At 71.1% G+C, this 20,212-nt stretch carries 16 protein-coding genes; 3 read left to right on the plus strand and 13 right to left on the minus strand.

All coding sequences use genetic code 11. The annotated features are described in order from the left end of the window. Nucleotides 1-2: 2 nt before the first annotated feature. The 7 genes from G4D85_RS06770 to G4D85_RS06800 all read right to left on the minus strand — a co-directional run bounded on the left by G4D85_RS06770 (nt 3) and on the right by G4D85_RS06800 (nt 10,574). Nucleotides 3-3,188 carry a TAT-variant-translocated molybdopterin oxidoreductase gene (locus G4D85_RS06770; RefSeq protein ID WP_164009247.1) on the minus strand — a complete coding sequence of 1,062 codons (3,186 nt, stop codon included), beginning with the start codon at nt 3,186-3,188 and terminating at the stop codon, nt 3-5. Continuing rightward, the gene (locus G4D85_RS06775; protein WP_164009249.1) at nt 3,185-3,847 is read right to left on the minus strand and encodes a cytochrome c3 family protein; all 663 of its coding nucleotides are present in this window, start codon (nt 3,845-3,847) and stop codon (nt 3,185-3,187) included. Before G4D85_RS06775 ends, G4D85_RS06770 begins: the two co-directional genes overlap by 4 nt. A gap of 522 nt (nt 3,848-4,369) precedes the next feature. Beyond that, complete coding sequence (locus G4D85_RS06780; RefSeq protein ID WP_164009251.1) at nt 4,370-4,732, minus strand: HNH endonuclease; 363 nt, start codon at nt 4,730-4,732, stop codon at nt 4,370-4,372. A gap of 1 nt (nt 4,733) precedes the next feature. Next, a complete protein-coding gene (gene pdeM, locus G4D85_RS06785; protein ID WP_164009253.1) occupies nt 4,734-5,387 on the minus strand; it encodes a ligase-associated DNA damage response endonuclease PdeM in 654 nt (217 codons plus the stop codon). Next, entirely contained in the window at nt 5,357-7,963 is a 2,607-nt protein-coding gene (locus G4D85_RS06790; RefSeq protein WP_164009255.1) for a ligase-associated DNA damage response DEXH box helicase, read from the minus strand. Before G4D85_RS06790 ends, pdeM begins: the two co-directional genes overlap by 31 nt. Continuing rightward, nucleotides 7,950-9,545 (minus strand): ATP-dependent DNA ligase, encoded by a 1,596-nt coding sequence (locus G4D85_RS06795; RefSeq protein WP_164009257.1) that lies wholly within the window; start codon nt 9,543-9,545, stop codon nt 7,950-7,952. The genes G4D85_RS06790 and G4D85_RS06795 overlap by 14 nt, the downstream gene beginning before the upstream one ends. A 3-nt stretch (nt 9,546-9,548) precedes the next feature. Next, entirely contained in the window at nt 9,549-10,574 is a 1,026-nt protein-coding gene (locus G4D85_RS06800) for a ligase-associated DNA damage response exonuclease (protein WP_240359127.1), read from the minus strand. Between the two features lie 204 nt (nt 10,575-10,778). On the opposite strand from G4D85_RS06800, the gene G4D85_RS06805 reads away from it, so the two are divergent. The 3 genes from G4D85_RS06805 to G4D85_RS06815 all read left to right on the plus strand — a co-directional run bounded on the left by G4D85_RS06805 (nt 10,779) and on the right by G4D85_RS06815 (nt 13,853). Further along, entirely contained in the window at nt 10,779-11,729 is a 951-nt protein-coding gene (locus G4D85_RS06805) for an SH3 domain-containing protein (protein ID WP_164009261.1), read from the plus strand. A gap of 70 nt (nt 11,730-11,799) precedes the next feature. Then, nucleotides 11,800-13,293, plus strand: coding sequence for an anthranilate synthase component I family protein (locus tag G4D85_RS06810; RefSeq protein ID WP_164010489.1), 1,494 nt, complete (start codon nt 11,800-11,802; stop codon nt 13,291-13,293). Continuing rightward, on the plus strand, nt 13,290-13,853 hold the full coding sequence (locus G4D85_RS06815) for an anthranilate synthase component II (RefSeq protein ID WP_164009263.1): 564 nt from the start codon (nt 13,290-13,292) through the stop codon (nt 13,851-13,853). Before G4D85_RS06810 ends, G4D85_RS06815 begins: the two co-directional genes overlap by 4 nt. A gap of 30 nt (nt 13,854-13,883) precedes the next feature. Here the strand turns inward: G4D85_RS06815 and G4D85_RS06820 are convergent, their stop codons facing one another. From G4D85_RS06820 to G4D85_RS06845, 6 genes are all read right to left on the minus strand, one after another. Further along, nucleotides 13,884-15,605, minus strand: coding sequence for a GMC oxidoreductase (locus G4D85_RS06820; RefSeq protein ID WP_205525451.1), 1,722 nt, complete (start codon nt 15,603-15,605; stop codon nt 13,884-13,886). A gap of 365 nt (nt 15,606-15,970) precedes the next feature. Next, nucleotides 15,971-16,573, minus strand: a complete 603-nt coding sequence (locus tag G4D85_RS06825) for a histidine phosphatase family protein (RefSeq protein ID WP_164010491.1) — start codon at nt 16,571-16,573, stop codon at nt 15,971-15,973. Between the two features lie 138 nt (nt 16,574-16,711). Continuing rightward, complete coding sequence (gene trpA, locus G4D85_RS06830; RefSeq protein ID WP_164009267.1) at nt 16,712-17,503, minus strand: tryptophan synthase subunit alpha; 792 nt, start codon at nt 17,501-17,503, stop codon at nt 16,712-16,714. Continuing rightward, on the minus strand, nt 17,500-18,705 hold the full coding sequence (gene trpB, locus G4D85_RS06835) for a tryptophan synthase subunit beta (protein ID WP_164009270.1): 1,206 nt from the start codon (nt 18,703-18,705) through the stop codon (nt 17,500-17,502). The genes trpA and trpB overlap by 4 nt, the downstream gene beginning before the upstream one ends. A gap of 3 nt (nt 18,706-18,708) precedes the next feature. Further along, nucleotides 18,709-19,347: a phosphoribosylanthranilate isomerase gene (locus G4D85_RS06840; RefSeq protein ID WP_164009272.1), complete on the minus strand. Its 639-nt coding sequence runs from the start codon at nt 19,345-19,347 to the stop codon at nt 18,709-18,711. 67 nt (nt 19,348-19,414) lie between these two features. Further along, nucleotides 19,415-20,167, minus strand: a complete 753-nt coding sequence (locus tag G4D85_RS06845) for an indole-3-glycerol phosphate synthase TrpC (protein ID WP_164010493.1) — start codon at nt 20,165-20,167, stop codon at nt 19,415-19,417. Nucleotides 20,168-20,212: the final 45 nt, after the last annotated feature.

Genomic DNA, 20,212 nt, shown 5'->3' on the forward strand with positions numbered 1-20,212 from the left:
GATTAGTGGCTCCCTTCGGTCGCCGCCGGCGTCTTGGCGGGCTCGAGGGCGGGGTTGGGGTTACGGACGCGGATGAGGTGCGCGGTGCGCGGGCGGGTGCCCAGCTCGTGCAGCAGCTTGTAGGCGCGCTCGTCCTCGTGCAGCTGCGTGACACGCTGCTGCGGGTCGTTGAGGGAGCCGAAGGTGATGGCCTGCGTGGGGCAGGTCTGCTGGCAGGCCGTCTGCAGCTCCTTCTCCTGGATGAGGCGCTTCTCGACGCGGGCGTCGATTCGCACGCGCTCGATGCGCTGCACGCAGTACGTGCACTTCTCCATGACGCCGCGGTTGCGCACCGTGACGTCCGGGTTCATCAGCATCTTCTCGGTGGACGTCTTGCCCGACGTGTAGTGCAGGTAGTTGAAGCGGCGGACCTTGTACGGGCAGTTGTTGGAGCAGTACCGGGTGCCGACGCAGCGGTTGTACACCATGTCGTTCAGGCCCTCTTCCGAGTGCACGGTGGCGTTCACCGGGCACACGTACTCGCAGGGGGCCTTCTCGCAGTGCACGCACATGACGGGCTGCATGACCATCTTCGGGTCGCTCTCGGGACCCTCGAAGTAGCGGTCGATGCGCAGCCACTGCATCTCACGGCTGCGCCCCACCTGCTCCTTGCCCACGACGGGGATGTTGTTCTCCGCCTGGCAGGCCACCACGCACGCGCTGCAGCCGGTGCAGCGCGACAGGTCGATGGACATGCCCCACTTGTAGCCCTGGGGGTTGGCCGGGCCCTTGCTGTAGTCGAAGTCGGGCAGGTTGTCGTGGATGCCCGGCTTCAGCTCGCCCTGCACGCGGTGGAGGATGTGCTGCGTCTCCACGGAGGGGTTCGTCAGCTCGGACACCGGCATGTCCAGGGCAATGGGGCGGCCCTCCATGCGCCAGTGCGTCTGGGTGAGGCTGAACTTGTAGCTGCCGCGCACCAGGGTGAGGTCCGCGCCGCCGTCGAACCAGGGGGCGCTGGCGGTGCGCAGGGTGTTGGCGTTGAAGCCCACGCCCTTGGCCACCGACTCGTGCAGGCCGTTGCGGCCGTAGCCCAGCGCCACCGTCACGGTGTCGTCGGCGAGGCCCGGCGTCGTCCACACCGGCACCGTCAGCTTCTTGCCGCCGTAGCTCAGCTCCGCGAGGCTGCCCGGCTCCAGCTTCAGCTTCGTCGCGGTGGCGGGGCTCACCAGGGCGGCGTTGTCCCAGACCATCTTGGTGATGGGGTCCGGCAGCTCCTGCAGCCACGCGTTGTTCGCGAAGCGGCCGTCGAAGAGCTTGTAGTCGTGGACGAAGTTCAGCTCCAGCCCGTCGGACTTCGGGGGCTGGTAGCCCGTCACCAGGGCGGTGGCGGCGCCGAAGTCCGGGGTGGCGGTGGCCACGGCGGAGGCGGTGCCGGCGACGATGCCCTCCGACACGAACGTCTCCCAGCGGGGCTCGAAGTCCGCCGGGCCGCCGGCCTGACCCTGCCAGTACTCGCGCAGCATCTGGTACGCAGGGCGGTAGGGCTCGTCCAGGAAGAGCGCCAGCAGCTCGGACTCGGGCACGCCGTTGAAGAGCGGCTGGATGAGCGGCTGGGCGATGGACACGGTGCCGTCCACCGCGCGGCCGTCGCTCCAGGTCTCCAGCGGGTGCGCCGCGGGGATGAACCAGTCCGCGAACTGGCTGGTCTCATCCTCGTAGAGGCCCGTGTAGAGCACCGTCAGCTTCGCGCGGTTGGGGTTGGTGGCGGGGTTGAGCAGCTCCGCCAGGCCCACGTCGGAAGGCAGGTTGTAGAGCGGGTTCCAGGTGGTGATGACCAGCGTGTCCACGCGGCCACCCTTGATGTCCTCCACCAGGGCGCGCGCCTGGCTCAGGCCGGCGGGCTCCGCGACGGGGGCCTGCACGTAGCGCACGGTGGTGCCGGCGTTGCCCAGGGCCGCGTTGATGGCGTGGGCCAGGGCGTGGACCGCGGCGGGCTGACGCTCACCGGCGACGACCAGGGTGCGGCCGGGCTTCGCGGCGCGCAGGTCGGCGACCACCGCCTGGACCCAGGCGTTGAGGTCACCGCGCAGCTGCGCCTTGCCGGAGGCCGCGGACGCCAGCGAGGCGGCGGGACCGCCAATGGCCTGGGCCACGGCGGCGGCGACGGCGAGCACTTCCTGTGACTTCACACGCAGGCGGTGGTCCGCCATGCCACCGGTGATGGAGAAGCGGGCCTCGGCGACATAGAGGCGGTTGAGCGAGCCGGCCTTCGGGTCCCGGCGGGCTCCGAACTGGCGCGCGTAGGCCAGGTTGGCGGGGCGGGCCTCCAGGAAGTCCGCGTCCAGGGACAGGACGACGTCGGCCTGGGCGAAGTCGTAGAGGGCGGAGACGGGCTGGCCGCCGAAGAGGGCGCGGGTGGCCTCGGACTCCGAGTCCTGCGTCATCGCCGTGTAGCCGTAGAAGCGCGCGTTGGGCAGCTTCTTCAGGATGCGGTTGTGCAGGTCGCCCATCAGCGGCGAGTTGCCGGGCTCCGTGAGGAAGCGCACGCGGGCGCCACCGTCGGCGGCCTTGTTCACCAGGCCCGCCACGTCCTCGGCCAGCACGCGCAGGGCGCGGGGGCTCTTGCCCTGCCGCAGCACGCGGGCGCGGTTCGGGTCATAGAGCGAGAGCAGGTACGCCTGCTCCCAGGGGCCGGCGGCGCCCTGGTTGACGGGGTGCTGCGGGTTGCCCTCGATTTTGACGGGGCGACCCTCGCGGGCGGTGATGAGCAGGCCGGAGGTGTTGCCGGCCAGCGTCATGCCGGACGCGTAGTGCAGCGGGTTGCCCGGAGTGACCTCGGGCGGCGTCTTGGTGTACGGCAGGAGGCGCTCGTCCTGGGGACGGGTGCTGCACGCCGTGGCGCCGGCCAGGGCGAGCGAGGCGCCCAGCAGCTGCATGAACTCGCGGCGGGCGAAGCCGGAGGGGGCCAGGTCCGCGCCGGCGGGGAACTCGGGGCGCGTCTCCTCCATGTACTCGGAGGTGCCGAGCTTCTCCTCGAGGCTCCGCCAGTAGCTCCGGCCATAGCCGGTCTCGGTGGAGGAGGCGTTGGCGGCGGCGTGCTCCAGGGCCTCACCGACGGCGTCAGCGGCGGGGGCGGGCCGGTCCGAGACGACCGGGAGCGCGAAGGAAGAGGTGTCCTGCGACGGGGCGCCGTCGCGCTTCGTGTTCATCGGTGGCATGTGGAGCAGCTCGTGCGCGAGTGGACGTCGTACTCTTCCGCCAGCTTCTTGCCGAGCGCTGCGGCCTCGGTCTTGTCCGTCGGCGGAGCCCAGGTCATCGAGGTGATGAACTCGGCCGGACGCAGGTTGGGCTCGGGATTGCGGTGGCAGTCCAGACACCAGGCCATGGTCAGCGGCTCGGCCTGCTCGACGGCGGCCATCTGGTCGATGCGGCCGTGGCAGCTGACGCAGCCCACGCCCTTGTTCACGTGGATGGCGTGGTTGAAGTAGACGAAGTCCGGCAGGTTGTGGACGCGGACCCAGGGAATGGGCTGGTCCGCGAAGAAGGCCTTGCGCACCTCGACGAGGTACGGGCTCTTGTTCCACACCTGGGCGTGGCAGGACATGCACACGGTGGTGGAGGGGATACCGGCGGAAGGAGACTCCTCCACCGACCAGTGGCAGTACCGGCAGTCGATCTGCTCGTCACCCGCGTGGTGGCGGTGGTCGAACTCGATGGGCTGCTCGACGGGCATCTGCTGGTTGGTGACGTACGGCGAGCGTACGTAGGCCATGAGGCCGCCAAGGCCGATGGCGGGCACGGCGAGGAGCGCCGCGGCGGACAGCCGCGACACCGTGTTCGTCCAGCGTGGGAAGAGAGGGCCGCTCATACCAGGACCATGGGCAAGGGGGCTTCAACGACAGCGGTGACAGGAGGGCGAAGGGAGGCGCGGGCGTGGCCGGGCGCGAAGGGCGGAGTGGCGTTCCCGGCCCCGATGGGGCGGGCAGGCGGCGGCTCCTTGCGCGCGGAATCCGAAGCAGTCACGTCCAACGAGACCTCTATGAGAGTGCCGCGGGCGGGGCCCTCCTGCATATCCCAGCCCTGACGCGGCGCGGGACCATCGGGCATCGACACGGCAGTGTCAACCATTCTGATGTAGCGACTCGGATGTTGGGACAGCCGGATACCACTTCCGCGCGCGGAGGCGGAAAGTCGCGGGTCGGAGACGATGAATCTCTCTTCTACGGCTCGGAAGGGGCGTTTGAGCCGCACGCTCCGGAGCGATCAATTCTCCGGGCGTGGCCCTCGTGGCGAGCCCTTCATCGCCGAGCGCACGCAGCGTGTGGAGTTGGACGGTGCGTCAAGGGCCGTGACAGAGGAAGTCATCCCCGCCATGAGCGGCGCGGGATTCTCACTCCGTGTCCGCGCCCTCCGGCTCGCGCCAGCGCTCGCGGCGGCGGGCGAGCAGCCGCTCCACCAACTCACGGGCGCGCGCGTCACGGTGGTACTTCACGTCATGCCGGCTCTTGCCCTGGTTGCAGCGGGCGCAGGCCAGGGCGAGGTTGGTCAGCGCGTCGGTGCCGCCGGCCGTCTGCGGGACGATGTGCTCGATGGTGGCGCGGCTGATCGGCTCGCCATCCAGGCCCACCACCAGGTGGCCATTGCAGTGGAGGCACTTGCCCAGCCACGCCTCGCGGCCCCGGTGCTCGGTGCGCTCGAAGGTGATGTCGGTGGCGATGATGCCGAGGACGCGACGGCGCTTGGCGGTGCTCATCCTACACCTCGACGACTGCGGGCTCGGCGATGGCGAAGACGCGCTCGCCGGGGCGGCGGGAGACATTGAGCCCGCCGGTGAAGGCGCTGAAGGCAGGCAGCACCCCCACGTCGCGGCCCACATGGAAGCAGGGAAGGCGGAGCCTGTCTCCCCCGCCGCTCAGGCGCACCATGGGATGGAGGTGGCCCGCCCACACGTAGCGCCCGGGCGCGGGCTCCGGGTGGTGGGCGAAGCGGAAGGGGCCCTCGTCAGCGTGGGACTCGCGGACGTCCAGGCGCCACTCCGGGGGAAGCGTCTTCACGTGGCGGTCATGGTTGCCGCGCACCAGCACCAGCTCCACCCCGGCATGGGACTCGCGCCAGACGGCGAGCCGCTGGATGAGGGTGGGGGTGAGGCCCTGGCGGGAGTGGATGAGGTCTCCCAGGAAGAGCAGCCGGCGGGCACCGGTGGCCGCGAGCGCGGCGGACAGGCGCGCGAGGTCATCCTCCAGCACGCCGCCCGGCAGGGGGATGCCGTGCTGCTGGAAGCTCTCCGTCTTCCCCCAGTGCAGGTCCGCCACGGCGAGCACCCCGGCCTCGGGCCAGTAGAGGGCGCGCTCGGGGAGCAGCTCCAGGAGGGTGCCGCCTACGCGGACCTGGCATCTTCTCGCGTCCATCGCTCCTTCAGGCGCTCCACCCGCTCCAGCAGGGACTCATTGGAGACGCTGGCGCTGATGCGCTCGACGACGAGGGGGAAGCCCAGGGGCGTGGGCCTCCGCACGTGGACGAGCTCCACGGGACTGACCTCCAGGCGCTCCAGGGTGCGGCCCAGGCGCCCCTGCTCGAACTGCTGCTCCAGCACCTCGCGGCGGGCCTGGACGAGGAGGAGGTTGTCCGGGTCGTATTTGAGGAAGACGTCATAGAGGAGGGAGGAGCTGGCCTGCACCTGCCGCGTGGACTTGCGCGCCCCGGGCAGCCCCGGCAGCACCAGCCCCGCCACCCGGGCGATGTCGCGGAACTGCCGCTTCGCCAGCTCGCTGACGTTGACGCTCTCCAGCACGTCCTCCACCAGCCGCTCCCCGGTGAAGAGCGCGGGGCGCAGCGCCTCCTCGAAGGGGAAGGGCGCGGGGGTGAGCAGCTCCAGCCCGTAGTCATTCACGGACAGGCTGAAGGTGGCCTTCTGGAGCCGGGTGAGGCGCAGGGCGAGCAGCGCCGCCAGCCCCTCGTGCACCAGCCTCCCCTCGAAGGGATAGAGGAAGAGGTGGTGGCCGTCGCGCGTCTCGCACACCTCGGCCAGGAGCGAACCCGCGGCGGGGATGCGCGACAGCCGCTCCTGCGCCTCCAGCACGGGCCAGGCGGCGGACAGCTCGTCCGTGGTGACGTCGCCGTGGCGCGCGGAGTTCAGCGTGCGGCGCACGGCGGCGGCCAGCGAGCTGGACAGGGGCAGGCGGCTGCCATTCCAGCGCGGTGTCTGCGTGGCCTTGGCCTTCGCGGGCTTCACGTAGGCCGTCATGTCCTTGAAGCGGCTGAACTCCAGCCGCTTGCCGGCGAAGAGGAAGGTGTCCCCGGGCCGCAGCCGGCTGATGTAGGCCTCCTCGATGTTGCCCAGCCGGCCGCCGCTCCAGTAGCGCAGTTGCACCACCGCGTTGGAGGTGATGGTGCCGATGTTGAGGCGGTGCAGGCGGGCGATGCGCGAGTCCGCGACGATGAAGCGGCCCTCGTGCTCCACCACGCGGCGGAACTCCGGGTAGGCACGCAGCGTGGGGCCGCCCTCGCGCACCAGGGCGAGCGTCCACTCGAACTCTTCGTCCGTGAGGCTGGCGTAGGCCGCCGCGCCGCGCACCTCGTCGCGCAGCGCCTCGCGGGTGAAGCCGCCGCCCATGGCGCACGTCACCAGGTGCTGCGCGAGCACGTCCAGCGGCTTGCCCGGCGGCAGGCGCGGCTCCACCTCGCGGCGGTGGATGGCGTCTCGCGCGGCGGCCATCTCCACCAGCTCCAGCGCGTGCGTGGGGACGAAGAGGATGTGGCACGTGGCCCCGGGGCGGTGCGCGCTGCGGCCCGCGCGCTGCATGGTGCGGCCGATGCCCTTGGGGCTGCCCACCTGCACCACGCGCTCCACGGGGCCGAAGTCCACGCCCAAATCGAGCGAGGAGGTGCACACGACGATTCGCAGCCCGCCGTCCTTCAGGCCGGCCTCCACGCGCTCGCGCTCCTCGCGGTCGATGGAGCCGTGGTGCAGGGCGATGAGGTGCTCCCACTCCGGGCGGGCGAAGCGCAGCCCCTCGAACCAGCGCTCCGCTTGCGAGCGAGTGTTGGTGAAGACCAGCGTGGACTGCTCCGGGTCCAACCACGCGGCCACGCGGGCCAGCATGGAGAAGCCCAGGTGGCCCGACCAGGGGAAGCTGTCCACCGACTCGGGGAGCAGCGTGTCCACCTTCACCGGGCGCTCCAGGTCCGCGCTGACGAGCGTGGGCACGCGGCCCGTGCCCACGACATGGCGCGCGGCCTCGTCCAGGTTGGCCAGCGTGGCGGACAGCGCCCAGGTGCGGACGTCTGGAGCGAAGCGCCGCAGGCGGGCCAGGGCCAGCTCCATTTGCGTGCCGCGCTTGGAGCCGAGCAATTCGTGCCACTCGTCCACGATGACGGAGCGCAGCGAGGCGAACAGCTCCGACGCCCGCTCATTGGACAGGAGGACGGAGAGGGACTCCGGCGTGGTGATGAGCACCTCGGGCAGCCGCTCACGCTGGCGCTGGCGCACCGAGGACGACGTGTCGCCGGTGCGGCTCTCCACGTCGATGTCCGAGTCCAGCACGCGCAGGGGCTCCAGCAGCGCCTTCTCCACGTCACGCGACACGGCGCGCAGCGGCGTCACGTAGAGGACCTGGAGCCCCTTCTGGCCGCGCTCCGCCACGTCCGCCAGCGGGCCGACATAGGCCGCGTACGTCTTCCCCGCGCCCGTGGGCACGTGGATGAGGCCGCTCTCGCCGCGCGCGTAGGCGGCCCAGGCCTCCTCCTGGAAGGCATAGGGCGTCCACCCCTTCGACGTGAACCAGCCGCGCAGCCGCTCCATGGGCGTGCCCGTCTGAGGGGTGGCGTCAGTGCTCGCCGCGGCCCGGCGACGTCTCACCGTGCGCCGCTTCTTCGCGGGAGGGCCCTGCATGGCCGGCGCGCCGCCACCTCCGCCGCCGGAGCGCAGCGCCTTCCTCCGCAGCGCAATCTGCGCCCTCAGGGTTCGCGACCTACCCGCCGGCATGGAGCAGCTCCTTCAGGGTGTCCAGCGTGTCCGCGTCCTGGGGCTTCTTGTCCGTGCGCCACCGGGCGATGCGGGGGAAGCGCAGCGCCACTCCCGACTTGTGACGGGGGGAGGCCTGGATGCCCTCGAAGTGCAGCTCGAAGACCTGCTCGGGCTCCACCGAGCGCACCGGCCCGTACTTCTCCTTCGTGTGCGCGCGAATCCACCGGTCCAGCCGGCCAATCTCCTCGTCCGTGAGGCCGGAGTACGCCTTCGTCACCGGCTGTAGCTCCGTGCCGTTCCACACCGCGAAGGTGTAGTCGGTGTACAGCGACGAGCGCCGGCCATGGCCCGGGTGCGCGTACAGCAGCACCGCGTCCACGGTGAACGGGTCTATCTTCCACTTCCACCAGTCGCCCCGCTTGCGCCCGGTGAGGTACGCCGAGTCGAGCCGCTTGAGCATGAAGCCCTCGACGTTGCGCTCGCGGGCCTCGCCTCGCACGTGCGCCAGGTCCTCCCACGTGGTCGCCTTCACCGAGGGGGAGAGGGGGAAGCGGGGCCGGTCCTCGAGCAGCGCCTCCAGCTTCGCGCGCCGCTCGCGCAGCGGCAGCTCGCGCACGTCCTTCCCGCCGAGCTCCAGCAGGTCATAGACGATGAACGCGGCGGGGGCCTCCGCGAGCACCTTGGGCGTCAGCTTCTGCCTGCCGATGCGGCGCTGGAGCAGCGCGAAGGGCAGGGGCTTTCCGTCCTCATAGGCCAGCACCTCGCCGTCCAGCACCGTGCCCTCCGGCAGCGCGGCGGCGGCCTCGGAGATTTCGGGGAAGCGCTCGGTGATGAGCTCCTCGCCCCGGCTCCACAGGTACACGCCGCCCTGGCGGCGGATGAGCTGGCCGCGGATTCCGTCCCACTTCCACTCCACCAGCCAGTCCGCGAGGTCGCCCAGCGCCTCCGGCGGCTGCTCCAGCGGCGAGGCCAGATAGAAGGGGTAGGGCCGCGAGCTGTGCCCGTCCGAGACATCCGGCGACACGAGCTGCCGGAAGAAGGACGGCGTGGGCGTCCACGTCCCCATCAGCCGGTGCGCCACGCTGGGCGGCGGCAGCCCCGCCACCTGGGCCACGGCGCGAACCACCAGCGTGGCGGAGACGCCCACGCGCAGCTCTCCTGTGAGCATCTTGTTGAGCAGGAACAGCTCCCGCCGGGGCATGGCCTTCCACCAGGACACCACCCGCTCACGCTGCTCGGCGGCGTCCAGGTTCCGCAGGGGCAGCAGGCGCTGCTCCAGCCAGACGGACAGCGGCAACTCCTCGGGCCCGGGCGGGCGCTCCAGGCCGTCCAGCAGCAGGGCAATCACTTCCGCGAGGTCGCCCACGGAGGCGTAGACCTCCTCGAAGAGCCAGCCGGGGATGCCTGTCAGCTCCTGCGTCCAGCCCACCAGCAGCTTCGTGGTGAGCAGCCGCTTCAGCTTCTGGCCCGTGAGGAAGTACAGCGCCCAGGCCGCGTCCTCGGGCGGGGCTTCCTTGAAGTAGCGCGCCAGCGCGTCCACCTTCGCGTTGGTGGACGTGGTCTGGTCCAGCGCTTCGTAGAGGTCCGCCAGTCGCCGCACGCGTCAGTCCTCCGCCTCGCCCTCGAAGGGCGTGGCCAGGGGCGCCGCGTCCACGCCGTTGTCCCTCAGGTAGTGCGCCAGCGGGTCCGTGTAGCCGTGCGTCACCAGCACCCGCTCCGCGCGCGTTTCCGCCACCGTGCGCAGGAGGTCCGGCCAGTCCGCGTGGTCCGACAGCACGAAGCCCCGGTCGAAGCCGCGCCGCCGCCGGTTGCCGCGCACCCGCATCCACCCGGACGCGAAGCCCGTCTCGTACTCGCCGAAGCGGCGCATCCACGTGGAGCCCCCCGCGCTGGGCGGTGCCAGCACCAGCGCGCCCGCGAAGGACGTGCCCTTCTCCACCTCCGACACCAATTGCGTGGGAAGCATGTGCACGCCCGCCTCGCGGTACACGGCCACCAGACTGTTGAGGGCCCCATGCACGTAGGCCGGCCGGTCCGTCAGCCGCGCCAGCTCCGCGAGGATGCGCTGCGCCTTGCCCAGCGCGTAGCAGAACAGCACCGAGGCGCGGCCCACCGCGCGGTTGGCGTCCCACCACCCCAGGATGTCCTCCGCCACCAGCCGCGTGTCGTCCCAGCGGTAGATGGGCAGCCCGAAGGTGGCCTCGCTGATGAAGGTGTTGCAGCGCACCACCTCGAAGGACGCGCACGTCGGGTCCGGCGCGCGCTTGTAGTCGCCCGAGATGACCCACACCTCGCCTTTGTGCTCGATGCGAATCTGCGCGCTGCCCAGCACGTGGCCCGCGGGATGGAAGCTGACGGTGACGTCGTTGATGGACAGCCGCTCGCCGTACTCCAGCGTGTCGATGGGCGAGTCCGCGCCCAACCTCCGGTGCAGCAGCCCCTCGCCTGCCCGGGCGCCCAGGTAGCGGCGGCTGCCACTTCGCGCATGGTCCCCGTGCGCGTGGGTGATGAGGGCCCGCTCCACGGGGCGCCAGGGGTCGATATGGAAGTCACCCGGGGCGCAGTACAGCCCCTGCGGCGTCACCGTGATGAGCGGCGGTCTGTCCTGGAAGGGATAGGAGGCGCTCAAAGCTTCATTCAGATAGCGAGGCAAACCGAAGGCGGCCACCCGAGGTGTGTGTCCGCCCTACGGGCCGCTGCCCCCTGGGCTGCCTCCCGGACACCCGCCTGTCACCCTCCGGCCGCGCGCCCTTCCACGGGAATACCGAGCCCTCTTGGACGGCGCGTGCGGACGGGCGATAACGGCGGCACCTCCCGCACTGGATGGCTTCGCATGACGCCCGCCCTGCTGCTGTCGCTGGTCCTCTCCCAAACGCCCGAGCCCGAAGTCCACTACACCGCCGCGTCCCTGGAGGAAGGGGCGGACGCGTCGAAGCGCACCCTGGAGAGCTACGACTTCACGCAGTTCGAGCCGACCGGGAAGCAGGCGAGCCTCTTCGTGGGCGTGGACGAGGCGAACCTCCGCCAGTCGCCCGCCGCCGACGCGGCCGTCGTCACCACGCTGATGCTGGGCTCCCCCGTGCAGGTGCTGAAGCGCGGCGAGGAGCGCCTGAAGGTGGGGGAGTACGTCAACCACTGGTACCAGGTGACGTACCTGGACACGAAGGGCACTCCGGGCACAGAGGACGACCAGCCCTTCACGGGCTGGATTTTCGGCAACACCCTCACGCCCTTCCGCTTCGAGGGGGACTTCGACGGCGACGGGGAGCAGGAGGTGGCCACGGTGGTGATGAGCGCGGACTTCAAGATTCGCGTCCGCGTCCTGGAGCCCAACGTGAAGCCGCCCCGCCGCGTCAGCAGCGTGGATGTCTCTCCCGCCGGCCAGGCCTACCTGAGTGTGAACGGAGGCCCGGCGAAGGCGAAGCTCGTCTCGTCGAAGACGGCGGGCCTCGCGCTGGTGCAGGTGGACTCGTCGCCCGAGGCGTGCGGCGACTTCAGCACCGCGTACGTGAGCTACACGGTGCCGGGAAAGAAGAAGGGCGTGCTCGGCAAGGCGAAGCTGGCCCTGGAGCTGGGCGGCCTGTCGGACTCGCCCACCTACTCTTCATACAAGGTCTCCTTCCAGCCGAAGCAGCAGGGCCTCACGGTGGTTCGCACGAACACCGAGGAGGACGAAGCCGGCAAGACGCTGAAGACGACCGAGCGCACGAAGTACAAGCTCGCCGATGGCGTGTTCTCCGAGGTGAAGCCCTCGGGCGCCGCCATGGCAGAGACGCAGCCGTAGCCCCGAGGCCCTGTAGTCGGGCACCCCCATCCTCCTCCCGTTACTGGGAGGAGGGGAGCAAGTCATGACGATGGATGCACAGGAGCGGAAGGCGGCCTACCGGCAGCTCGCGGAGAAGGGCGAGGCGGTGCCGGTGTCGGTGGTGCTGCCGGCGGACCTGGACACGCCGCTGTCGGCGTACCTGAAGCTGGGCGGAGGCTCGCGCGGCTTCATCCTCGAGTCCTGCTACGGCGGCGAGCGCTTCGGGCGCTACAGCCACGTGGGCGCGGAGCCCGCGGGCCGCGTGCGGTTGGACCCGACGGGGGCCACCCTGTGGCGTGGCTCGCGCGAGGAGCGCCGCGAGGGCAAGCCCCTGGACGTGCTGCGCGGGCTGTGGCGCGAGCTGGCCGTGGCCCGGCTGCCCGGTGAGGCGCCGTTCCTGGGCGGGCTCGTGGGGTACATGGGCTACAACTGCTTCTCGTGGCTGGAGCCCACCGTGCCGGACCGGCACCCGCGCGACACCTCCTTCCCCGACTCGGAATGGCTGGTGTGCGAGGACTTCGTCACCCACGACTCGCGCACCGGGACGCTCAAGGCCACCGCCATCGCCCGGCCCTCGCTGCATGGCAGCGCCGCCGCCGCGTTGAAGGACGCCGAGGAGCGCGCGCAGGCCATGGCGGAGCGGCTGCTCCAGCCCCTGCCCGCGGAGGCGTACGCGGCCGGCCCGCGCATGCGCGGTGACGCGGCGCCCGTGGCGTGCTGGGACCGCGCCGGCTACGAGGCCGCCGTGGAGCGGGCCAAGGAATACATCCGCGCCGGAGACATCTTCCAGGTGGTGCTCGCGCGGCGCTTCGAGGCGCGCGGCGCGCCGCCTCCGCTGTCGCTCTACCGGGCGCTGCGGCGGGTGAACCCGTCGCCGTACCTCTTCCTGGTGGAGCTGGGGGAGGCCCGCGCGCTGGTGGGCGCGTCGCCGGAGCTGCTGGTGCAGGTGCGCGACGGCGACGTGGTGGTGCGGCCCCTCGCGGGCACGCGCCGCCGGGGCGCCACGGAGGCCGAGGACCTGGCGCTGGAGAAGGAGCTGCTCGCGGACGAGAAGGAGCTGGCCGAGCACGTCATGCTGGTGGACCTGGGCCGCAACGACGTGGGCCGCGTGGCGGCGCCGGGCTCGGTGCGCGTCGAGGACATGAAGGTCATCGAGCGCTACAGCCACGTGATGCACATCGTCTCGCAGGTGCGCGGGAAGCTGGACGCGAAGTACGACGCGCTGGATGCGCTGGCCAGCACGTTCCCCGCGGGCACCGTGTCGGGCGCTCCCAAGATTCGCGCGATGCAGATCATCGACGAGCTGGAGCCGCAGCGGCGCGGGCCCTACGCGGGCGCGGTGGGCTACCTGTCCTTCTGCGGCACGCTGGACGTGGCGATTGCGCTGCGGACCTTCTTCGTGGACGGAGACCGGACGCTGTGGACCTCGGGCGCGGGCCTGGTGGCGGACTCGGTGCCGTCCAAGGAAGCGGATGAGACCGAGGCCAAGGCGGGTGCCATGGCCGCCGCGCTGCGCATGGCGCGTGAGGGAGGTGGCCGGTGATTCTCGTCATCGACAACTACGACTCGTTCACCTTCAACCTCGTGCAGCTGCTCTACACGCTGGGCGCCGAGGTGAAGGTGGTGCGCAATGACGACCTGGACGCGGCCGGAGTGGCCGCGTCGGGCGCCTCGCACCTGGTGATTTCTCCGGGCCCGTGCACGCCGCACGAGGCAGGCATCAGCGTGGCGGCGATTGCGCAGTCTCGCGTGCCGGTGCTGGGCGTGTGCCTGGGCCACCAGTCCATTGGCGCGGCGTTCGGCGGCAAGGTGATTCGCGCGCCGGAGCCGGTGCACGGCAAGGCAGCCCACATCCAGCACGGCAACACGGGCGTCTTCACCGGGATGAGCCAGGGCTTCACCGCGGCGCGGTACCACTCGCTCATCGTGGAGAAGTCGTCGCTGCCCGAGGAGCTGGAGGCCACCGCGTGGAGCCAGGACGGCCTCATCATGGCGCTGCGTCACCGCACGCGGCCCGTGGTGGGGCTCCAGTTCCACCCCGAGAGCGTGCTCACTCCCGAGGGGCCGAAGCTGGTGCGCAACTTCCTCGACGGGCGGCTGTAGTCCTCAGCCGCCCCCATGCGGCCTGCCTTGTCAGGGCACGGCCGCCACGGGCAGCCCGGTCGTCGTCGGCGCCGCCGGAGCCGCCGCCCGGGCCGCCTTGGTTGACGGCCCGGAGAGCTTGTCGGCGAGGTGCTGCGCCAGGGCCACCATGGTCATGGTGGGGTTCCAGGAGCCTCCCGCCGGCCAGAGGCCCCCGCCCGTGACGTAGACGTTGGCGACGCCGCGGGGCCGGTAGTCCAGGCCGACCACCGCTTCATCGCCATCCCCAATCCACAGGGTGGAGCCCTCGTGCACCAGTCCCGGCACCCGGCGCTCCACGACTGTCGGTCGCTCCTTGCCCCATGTCCCCTGGTCGGGAGCGCCATGCCAGTACTCGACGCGGGAAGCGCCCTGGGGGGACAAGGCCAGCTCCATCATCTGGAAGGTTCCCTCGTCCATCGTGTTCCACGTCGCGCGGTCGGTGTCGTTGGCCAGCACCTGCAGCATCACATTCGTGGTCGGGTCCTCCTCCCCGTTCGGCTTCAGCCAGTTGTCGCCGTTGCGGAAGTCCAGCTCGCCCAGCACCGCGCAGACGAAGACGAGGTAGTCCTGGGAGCTCGCGAGCTGCGCGGGCGAGGCCGTGGCCACCACGTCGGGCATGTAGCGGGCGGCCCGCTGCGCGTTCTTCGCGGGGTCCTTGTCGGAGAGCACCGAGAGCTGGACGTGGTACTGCATCCCGCTCTGGGCATTCGTCCCGGCCATGTAGATGGCGGCCAGCTCCATCTCCGCCAGCTTGTCGCCGAACGGGTAGTCCTTCCTCGGAACCCGGGCCACCACCGAGGTGATGAAGTGCGCCGTGAAGCGCGAGCCCGCGCTCTTGAGCTTCGGGAACGAGTTCAGGAGCAGCGTCGTCGGCGGCAGGGTCCCCATGGCCAGCACCAGCTTCGCGGTGCCCAGGTTGACCACGCCCCGTGACGTATCGAGCGCCGTCGCCACTCCGCCTTGCTGGAGGATGCGGTTGACCGTGCAGTTCGTCACGATTCGCATAGGGCTGCCGGTGCCGGCCACGGCCAGCTCCGCCTGACGGGTCGCCAGGTCGAGCAGCGGCGCGGGCGTGGAGAACTTCGCGAAGTCGAGATTCTCCTGGAGGCCGGCGCCCACCGCGATGGGCGCTGCCATGGACCGCGTCGCGGAGCTGATGCGCCCCAGGTTGGCGGCGAGCATGGCCTGCAGCTTCTTCTGCATGACGCCATAGATGGGCCGACGCTTGGACGTCTTCTCCAGCATCGCCGCGTCGAGGTCGGTATCAATCTGGTCCGCGGGGATGACGTTGAGCAGCCGTTCGGCGTCGGCGAAGCGCTCCTCGGCCTCGCGGATGGTCTCCTCGGGCCAGAACGCCATCTCGGCCCGCGTGGGGCGCGGACACCAGCTGCTCCACATGATGCTGCGCCCGCCAAAGAAGGGCACCATCCCATGCTGGAAGCCGATGGTCCCAGGAGGCTGGCCGGCGGTCCGCGCCGACAGGGTCCAGGGGAAGGTCTCCGTCAGTCCTCCGAGGACCCGCTGGTAGGGGAGCGGCAGGTTCTGGAAGTGCTCCGGGAGGAAGAAGGGGCCCCGCTCAATCATCAGGATGCGGCTGTTGGGGTTGTGCTTGAACGCCCGCTCCGCGAAGGCCAGTCCACAGGGGCCGCTGCCGATGATGATGTAGTCGAACCGCTCGAACTCACGTGCGTCCTTCCAGGCTTCCTCCGTGAGGAAGAACACGTGGTCCATGATTTTCTGCGGCGACGGAGACTGAGGACCCGGCGCCGGAAAACCATAATTGAAGTTCGGTGACGATGAGACAGCGCTCATGGACTCCCCCCGGAGCCGCGAAAGTGTGAATGACGGCTGGCAGCTGTCCTGGTAGGCGCGAACCCAAGACAGTCCTTGGGCTGAATGCTACCAGAATCCAGGCGTGGTTCCGTTGCTCCCAACGCCAGCGCTGTCGTCTTAAGGGGAAGCCCTGACGCCCTGTGGGGCACTGCGCTGTCGACTTTGGGTTACGCGGTGCTGGAGATTGCAATCATTGTCACGTCGGAGTGCCGCGAAGGCCAGGCGTGGCTGCAATTGCAGCCAGCGCGGAGGCCAGCCGATTCCTAGCGCAGGTGCCGGGTGTCGTTCCACGTGACGATGACGGGCTGCGTGCCGTCGCCGTCGAGGCTGAGGACGCTGATGGATGCGGTGCCCAGCATGAAGAGCTGGCCGTTCTCGGGCGGCAGGCCCAGCCACCGCGCCGCGAGCACCCGCAGCAGGTGGCCGTGGGCGAAGCAGAGCACGTCTCCCTTCACCGCCCGGGCATCCGCGATGACGCGGTCCACGCGGGCGCCTACCTGTGCGGCTGTCTCTCCGTTCGGCGCTCCGTCGGTCCACAGCGCCCAGCCGGGCCTCGCCGCGCGGATGTCGTCCCCGGTGCGGCCCTCGTAGTCGCCGTAGTCCCACTCCATGAGGTCGGGCCGCTTCTTCGCCACGTCGCCATAGCCGGCCAGCGCGCACGTCTCGGCCGCGCGGCTCAGCGGGCTCGTCCACACCTCGGCGAAGCGCCATTCCTTCAGCGGCGCCGCGAGCAACTTGCCCATCTTCCGCCCGTCATCCAGGAGGGGAATGTCCGTGCGGCCCGTGTGCTGGCCGCTCCGGCTCCATTCCGTCTCACCGTGCCGGACGAGCACTATCTGGTGACCCCGAGTCTTCATGATGCCCATCGTGCCAGACGGCGCGGGGATGTCCTCGGCATTCCGGCGGCGAGCGCCAGAGGTTGGACAGTCCACGCCACCCGACACTCGGACTCGGACGGGGCACGGCGAGGAGGGCAGAGGAGCCTGCCCTCCACTCGCTACTGCTCAGCGCTTGAGCCCGCGCTTGATGTCCGCGCACAGCGCCTTCGCCGCGCCCGGCCCGTCGGCGTGCGCCGCGCGCACCAGCGCGCTGCCCACCACCACGCCGTCCGCATGCGCCGACAGCGTCCGCGCCTGCTCCTCCGTGGAGATGCCGAAGCCCGCCACCACCGGCACCGGCGACGCCTTGCGCACCACGTCCAGCCGCTGCGACAGGTCCGCCGGCAGCTCCGCCCGCATGCCCGTCACACCCGATACCGCCACGCAGTAGACGAAGCCCCGCGCGTTGCTGGCAATCCCCTGCGCCCGGGCCTGCGACGTCGAGGGCGCGCACAGCGGAATCAGGTCCACGCCCGCCGCGTCGAACGTGGCCCGCAGGCCCTCGCTCTCCTCGGGCGGCAGGTCCGGCAGAATCGCGCCCGACACGCCGCGCTCGCGCGCCAGCTTCGCGAAGCGCTCCTCGCCCATCGCCATGATGACGTTGACGTACGTCATGATGACCAGCGGCGTCTGGGGGCAGCGCCTGCGCACCTCGGGCACCACCTCGTCCAGCACGCGCTTCAGCGTGGAGCCCGCCTTCAGCGCCCGCTCCGACGCGCCCTGGATGACGGGGCCGTCCGCAATCGGGTCGCTGAACGCCACGCCAATCTCGATGATGTCCGCGCCACCCTCCACCAGCGCGGCGAACACGTCCACCGAGCGCGGCAGGTCCGGGTCGCCCGCCATGGCGTACGCCACCAGCACGCCCTCGCCGCGCGCCTTTGCCTTCGCGAACGTTTGCGCAATCTCTCCGCTCACGACTTCACCCCCACCGGCGGCGGCACGCCCCGCGCGGAAATGGTCGCCACGTCCTTGTCACCGCGTCCCGAGCAGTTGATGACCAGGTACTTGCCCTTGCCCAGGTCACGCGCCAGCTCCCGGCCGCGCGCGAAGGCATGCGAGGTCTCCAGCGCGGGAAGGATGCCCTCCGTGCGCGCCACCTCGTAGAAGGCCGCCAGCGCCTCGTCGTCCGTGGCGGTGCGCACCTCCATCCGCCCCGTCTTCGCCAGGTGCGCCAGCTCCGGCCCCACGCCCGGGTAGTCCAGGCCGGCGGAGATGCTGTGCGCCTCCTGAATCTGCCCGTCCGCGTCCTGGAGCACCAGCGAGCGCGAGCCGTGCAGCACGCCCTCCGTCCCCAGCGTCAGCGACGCGCCGTGCTGCCCCGAGTCGAGCCCGTGGCCTCCGGCCTCCACGCCCACCAGCCGCACGTCCTTGTCACCGATGAACGGGTGCAGCACGCCAATCGCATTCGAGCCGCCGCCCACGCACGCGATGATGGCGTCCGGCAGCTTCCCGAAGGCCGCCAGCGCCTGCGTGCGCAGCTCCTTGCCGATGACGGCCTGGAAGTCGCGGACGATGCTCGGGTACGGGTGCGGCCCCGCCGCGCTGCCGATGACGTAGTGCGTGTCCGCCACCTGCGACACCCACGTGCGCATGGCCTCGTTCATCGCGTCCTTCAACGTCCGCGAGCCCGACTCCACCGGCCTCACCACCGCGCCCAGCGCGCGCATGCGGAAGACGTTGAGCGACTGACGCTCCACGTCCAGCGCGCCCATGTACACCTCGCAGGGCAGGCCGAAGAGGGCGCACGCGGTGGCCGTGGCCACGCCGTGCTGGCCCGCGCCCGTCTCCGCGATGATGCGCTTCTTGCCCATCCGCTTCGCCAGCAGCACCTGGCCCACGGTGTTGTTGATTTTGTGCGCGCCCGTGTGCGCCAGGTCCTCGCGCTTGAGCCACACGTGCGCGCCACCCCACGACTCGGTGAGCCGCCGCGCGGGCGTCAGCGTCGTGGGCCGGCCCACGAACTCCTTCAGCACCCGCGCGACTTCCTCACCAAAGGAGGGGTCCGCGCTCGCCTTCGCGTAGGCCTCTTCCAGCTCCAGCAGCGCCGGCACCAGCGTCTCCGGCACGTAGCGCCCGCCGTAGCGCCCGAAGCGTCCGACGGTAGTCTCCGTGGTCATCTCTCACTCCCAAAGGTTGATGGACTTCGCGAGCCGCACGAAGGCGCGCACCGCGTCCAGGTCCTTGATGCCAGGGGACGACTCCACCCCACTGGCCACATCCACACCGTACGGCCGCGTCGCCCGCACCGCCTCGGCCACGTTGGACGGCTTCAGGCCCCCCGCCACCAGCACGGGCACGCCACTGCCTGACAGCTGCGCCACCAGCGACCAGTCGAAGCCGACGCCCCCGCCGCCATACCCCGGAGCCGCTCCGTCCAGCAGCAGCCCCGCCACGTCGCCCACGCCCACATACTCCCGCGCGCGGGCCACGTCTTCCGGACCCCGGATGCGCAGGGCCTTGATGACGGGCACTCCGTAGCCCGAGCACGCCTCCGGCGGCTCGTCTCCATGGAGCTGCACCGCCGTGAGGCCGCACTCCAGCACCGTCGCCCGGACCGCGTCCGCTGGCGCATTGACGAACACGCCCACCACCGCGCCCAGCGGAGGCCGCGTGGCCGCCAGCGCCGCCGCCGTGCTCAGGTCCACGTACCGGGGTGACTTCGCGTAGAAGTTGAGCCCGAGCGCGTCCGCACCCGCGTCCCACGTGGCCCGGGCGTCTTCGAGGCGGGTGATGCCGCAGACCTTCACCCGGACGCTCATGTGGAGCCCTCCGCGTCGGGTAGCCGCCCCGGCGCTCTTCCTGGCTCCGTCCCGCTCACCCGGGCGCTCACGGGCCCTCCGCGCCGAGCAGCCGCCTCAGCGCCCGTCCGGGCTCCGGCTCGCGCAGCAGAGACTCGCCCACCAGCACCGAGTCCGCGCCCGCCTCGCGCGCCGCCAGCAGGTCCGCCAGCGACTTGAGCCCACTCTCCGCCACGAGTGCGAGGGAGCGAGAGCGCAGCTTCGGCATGACCCGCAGCGCCGTGCCCGTGTCCGTCTTCAGCGTGGCGAGGTTCCGGTTGTTGATGCCCACCAGCTCCGCGCCCGCGGCCAGCGCGCGCTCGGCGTGCGCCTCGGTGTGCGCCTCCACCAGCGCGGCCACCCGCACCTCGCGCGCGGTGGCGAGCATCTCCCTCAGCTCGCCGTCCTCCAGCGCATCCGCGATGAGCAGCACCGCGTCCGCGCCCCACAGCGCGCTCTCCTCCACCTCGCGCGCCGCCACCAGGAAGTCCTTGCGCAGCACCGGCACGGCCACCGCCGCCCGCACCGCCACCAGGTCCTCCAGGGCACCGCCGAAGTCCGGCCCGTCCGTCAGCACGCTGATGGCGCTGGCGCCCGCGGCCTCGTACGCCCGGGCCACCGCCACCACATCCGCGTGCGGAAACGCGCCGCCCGAGGGGCTCTTGCGCTTCACCTCCGCGATGACGCTCACCGGCCGCCCCGGCACCTTCGCCACCAGGGCCCCGGCGAAGTCACGCGACGCCGGACGCGGGCGCGGCGCCATGGGCGGACGCACGGCCAGCTCCCGGCGCTTGCGCGCCATGATGAGGTCCAGCGTCCCGGAGGACGCCGACCCTTCACGCTGTGC

Origin of the sequence: Pyxidicoccus trucidator (assembly GCF_010894435.1) — a bacterium.
Taxonomy (GTDB): Bacteria; Myxococcota; Myxococcia; order Myxococcales; family Myxococcaceae; genus Myxococcus; species Myxococcus trucidator.